The following is a 4,002-nucleotide window of genomic DNA, read 5'->3' as shown; positions in this document are numbered from 1 at the left end:
GCCGACTCCGTGGTGCCGGGGCTGACCGTGCTGGAGCACATGGCGCTCGACGGTCGTCCCGTGCCGCGTCGCGGGCTGGGCGTCGACTGGGCGGCGGTCGACGCGCGCACCACGACGCTCGACGAGCGGGTCGGCCTGCGCATCGCGCCGCGCGGACGGCAGCTCGCCGCGCTGTCGGGCGGCAACATCCAGCGCGTCCTGCTCACGCGCGAGCTCGGCCAGGACGCGTCGGTCGTCGTCGCGGCGTACCCCAGCCGCGGGCTCGACGTCGCGAACACCCGGCGGACCCAGGAGCTGCTGCTGGAGCACCGGGCCCGCGGCGCGGCGGTGCTCGTCGTGTCGGAGGACCTCGACGAGCTGCTCGCGCTCGCGGACCGGATCGCCGTCATGCACGACGGGCACGTCGTGGGTGTCGTCGACGCGGCCGGCGCGGACCGCATGTCGATCGGCCGTCTGATGCTCGGAGGTGCCGCATGAGCCACGACGTCACGCGTGACGCGGGCCCGGCGGAGCCGCCCGCGGTGACCACGGCGACACCCGCCCTCACCGGGCCCACGACACCCACCGTCGACGGCCGCTCCGCGCGGCGGACGGGAGTGCCGGCCTGGGTCCCGACCGCGCTCCGCTGGGCCGGCGCGCTCCTCGCCGGGCTGGTCGTGTTCGGGGCGTTCGTGCTGGCGAACGGCGCGGACCCGCTCGCGGTGTACGCGGACATCTGGTCGTCGACGCTCACGCAGCCGGGTCAGTTCCAGCAGATCGTGCTGCGCGCCGCGCCGATCGCGCTCGCGGGTCTGGCGGTCGTCGTCCCGGCACGGGCGGGGCTCGTGAACGTCGGCGGCGAGGGGCAGCTGATCGTCGGCGGGATCGCGGCGGCAGGGGCCGCGTCCTGGCTGACACCGTTCGCGTCGGTCGGCGGCGTGATCGGCGGGATGGTCGTCGCGGCGGCGCTCGCGGGGGCCGCGTGGGCGGGGATCGCCGCCGCGCTGCGGCTCGTCGTCAAGGTCAACGAAGCCGTGACGACGCTGCTGCTCAACTACGTCGCGCTCTACTCGATGCTGTTCCTCATCCTCGGGCCGTGGAAGGACCCGGCGGCGCTCGGGCAGTCGACGAGCGTCGAGCTCGTCGACTCCGTCAAGCTCCCGGTGTTCACGGGGACGGCCGTCCACGTCGGGGTGCTGCTCGCGGTCGTCGCGGCCGGGGCCGTGTGGTTCGGCCTGAGCCGGACGTCGTGGGGCTTCCGGCTGTCCGTCGTCGGCGGCAACGCGGAGGCGGCGCGCCGGGCGGGGCTGCCGGTCGTGCGGCTGCTCCTGACGGCGCTGCTCGTCGGCGGCGCTCTCGCCGGGCTGGCCGGGTTCCTGCAGCTCGCGGGCATGGAGTACAAGCTGCGCCCGACGTTCGGCCTGACGATCGGCTACGTGGCGTTCCTCGCGTCCTGGCTCGCGCGGCACAAGCCGCTCCCACTCCTGCTCACGTCGTTCGTGCTCGCGGCGATCGCCGTCGCGGGCAACAGCCTCCAGATCGGCTCCGGCCTCCCGGCCGCGAGCGTCAACATCCTCATGGGTCTCGTGCTCGTCGCCGTGCTCGGCTGGACGGGCGCACGGAAGGGGCGCGCGTGATCGTCGACATCCTCGCGGGCGCGGTCCGCGGCGGGACCTCGCTCCTGTACGCCGGGCTCGGCGAGACCGTGTCCGAGCGGGCGGGCGTCGTCAACCTCGGCACCGAGGGGGCGATGCTGCTGGGCGCGCTCGGCGGGTACGCCGTCACGGCCGGGACGGGCAGCCCGTGGGTCGGCGTGCTGGGCGGCGCGGCCGCGGGCGCGCTGCTGAGCCTGCTGCACGCGGTGCTCGTCGTGAGCCGTCGTGCCAACCAGTTCGCGAGCGGGCTGACGCTGTACTTCCTCGCGCTCGGCGTCACGGCGCTGTTCGGGCGCGAGTACGTGAGCCGGCAGATCAACGCCTTCGACACGGTCCCCGTGCCCGTGCTGTCCGAGATCCCCGGCGTCGGGCCCGTGCTGTTCGACCACGACCCGCTCGTCTACGTCGCGTACGTCGCCGCACCGCTCGTGTGGTGGGTGCTGTTCCGCACGCGCGTCGGGCTGCTCGTGCGGTCCGCGGGGGAGCGGACCGAGGCGCTCGAGGTGCACGGGTACAGCGTGACCGCCGTGCGGTACGGCGCGACGGTCGCGGGCGGCGCGCTCGCGGGCGTCGCGGGCGCCCACCTGTCCATCGCCTACACGAACAGCTGGTTCGAGAACATGGTCGCCGGCCGCGGGTTCATCGCCGTCGCGCTCGTCATCTTCGCGATGTGGAGCCCGCTGCGGATCCTCGCGGGCGCCTACCTGTTCGGCGCCGCGCTGTCGCTCGCGTCGGTGCTGCAGACCGCGGGCGTCGCGGTCAACCAGTTCGCGCTCAACCTCGTGCCGTTCGTCCTGACGCTCGTCGTCCTCGCGGTGCTCGGCCGGCGCACGCTCCAGGCCGCGCCCGACGAGCTGCTCAAGGTCTTCGACCACAGCCGCGCGGCCTGATCGCCACCGCACCGCCCACCCCCACCGCCCCACCGCGACACCGGCCCCCGCCGGACGAGGAAGGACCCCTCATGCGCACCTCTCGCACCGTCCGTGCCGCGCTCCTCGCGGGCGCCCTCGCGGTCCTCGCCGCGTGCTCGCCCGCCGCGTCCACGACGTCCGGCGGCGCGACCGCCGCCGCGACCGACGCCTCACCCGGCGAGGGCGCGACGAAGATCGGCGTCATCGCCGTCGGCCCGCAGGACGACTTCGGCTACAACCAGGCCGTGTTCCAGGGCGTCGAGGCGCTGCGCGAGGCGTTCCCCGACGTCGAGGTGCTCGACGCCTACAACATCCCCGAGGACGACACCGCGGCGACGACGATGGAGAGCATGGTCGCGCAGGGCGCGACGATCATCTTCGCGACGAGCTACGGCCACCTCGACGCGGCCAAGCAGGTCGCGGCCGCGCACCCTGACGTGGTCGTCGTCCACCAGGGCGGCCTGCTCGACCCCGCCCCCGCGAACATGGGCACCTACTTCGGCAGCGTGTACGAGCCGGTGTACCTGGCGGGCATCGCCGCCGGCGCCGCGACGACCACCGGCAAGCTCGGGTACGTCTACGCGATCCCGATCCCGCAGACGCTGGCCAACATCAACGCCTTCACGCTCGGCGCGCAGTCGGTGCGGCCCGACGTCCAGGTGACCGCGGTGTCGACCACGAGCTGGTGCGACCCCGCCACGCAAGCCGACCGTGTCGCGTCGCTGCTCGCGTCGGGCGTCGACGTCATGACGCAGCACCAGGACTGCACGAAGACGATCATCGAGGCCACCGAGGACGCCGGGGCGTTCACCGTCGGGTACCACGCGGACGCGTCGAGCCTCGCACCCGAGGGCTGGCTCACCGGGTCCGAGTGGGACTGGGGGCCGCTGTACACGGAGATCGCGCAGACGGCGATCGACGGGGACTTCGTCGGCAGCGAGTTCAACGGCAACTACCGCGCGAACATGGCGAGCGGCGCCAACCCGTTCGTGCAGTCGGTGTTCGGCCCCAGCGTGACCGCCGAGACCCGGGCGCTCATCGAGGCCGCCGCCGCGGAGCTCGAGGCCGGCGGCAGCCCGTTCACCGGCCCGGTCGTCGCGCAGGACGGCACCGTCGAGGTGCCCGAGGGCGAGACGCCGCCCGTGGAGACCGTCGAGCAGATGGACTACTTCGTCCAGGGCGTCACGGGCACCGTCTCCTGACCGTCCGCCGTCCACCGACCCGGCCGGACACCCTGGGGGAGCGATGCACCACGTGAGCGGCACGACGCCCTACCCGTGGCCGTACGACGGCGACCTGAGCGGGTCGGCGACGGCGCTGCTGGTCGTGGTGCCGTCGGACGACGGGCTGCCCGACCCTGTCGACGCGCGGGTGCGGGCGCTCGCGGACGCCGTGCGGTCGGCGGGCGGGGCGGTCCTGCTGGTGCGCACGGCAGCACCGTCGGTGGTCGCCGCGGT

General features: G+C 74.3%; 4 protein-coding genes and 1 pseudogene. All 5 read left to right on the top strand.

Annotated features, from left to right (window positions below):
• Positions 1–477 (top strand): annotated as a pseudogene (locus tag HGA02_RS12500) (heme ABC transporter ATP-binding protein); the annotation flags it as partial.
• A complete protein-coding gene (locus HGA02_RS12495) occupies positions 474–1,616 on the top strand; it encodes an ABC transporter permease (RefSeq protein WP_168679287.1) in 1,143 nt (380 codons plus the stop codon). The pseudogene HGA02_RS12500 and the gene HGA02_RS12495, both read left to right, overlap by 4 nt.
• Positions 1,613–2,524, top strand: a complete 912-nt coding sequence (locus HGA02_RS12490) for an ABC transporter permease subunit (protein WP_168679286.1) — start codon at positions 1,613–1,615, stop codon at positions 2,522–2,524. Before HGA02_RS12495 ends, HGA02_RS12490 begins: the two co-directional genes overlap by 4 nt.
• 71 nt (positions 2,525–2,595) lie before the next feature.
• The gene (locus tag HGA02_RS12485) at positions 2,596–3,747 is read left to right on the top strand and encodes a BMP family ABC transporter substrate-binding protein (protein ID WP_168679285.1); all 1,152 of its coding nucleotides are present in this window, start codon (positions 2,596–2,598) and stop codon (positions 3,745–3,747) included.
• Between the two features lie 43 nt (positions 3,748–3,790).
• Positions 3,791–4,002: hypothetical protein (locus HGA02_RS12480; protein WP_210728510.1), on the top strand; the 212-nt coding region annotated here is incomplete at its 3' end.

This window comes from Cellulomonas septica (assembly GCF_012396155.1).
Taxonomy (GTDB): Bacteria; Actinomycetota; Actinomycetes; order Actinomycetales; family Cellulomonadaceae; genus Cellulomonas; species Cellulomonas septica.
The sequence above is the reverse complement of the archived record's forward strand: the minus strand, read 5'-3'. Positions and strand labels throughout refer to the sequence as shown.

Bases quoted from the DNA above. Each gene is read 5' to 3' on its own strand.
- HGA02_RS12495 (WP_168679287.1), top strand. From the start codon at position 474: ATGAGCCACGACGTCACGCGTGACGCGGGCCCGGCGGAGCCGCCCGCG.
- HGA02_RS12485 (WP_168679285.1), top strand. From the start codon at position 2,596: ATGCGCACCTCTCGCACCGTCCGTGCCGCGCTCCTCGCGGGCGCCCTC.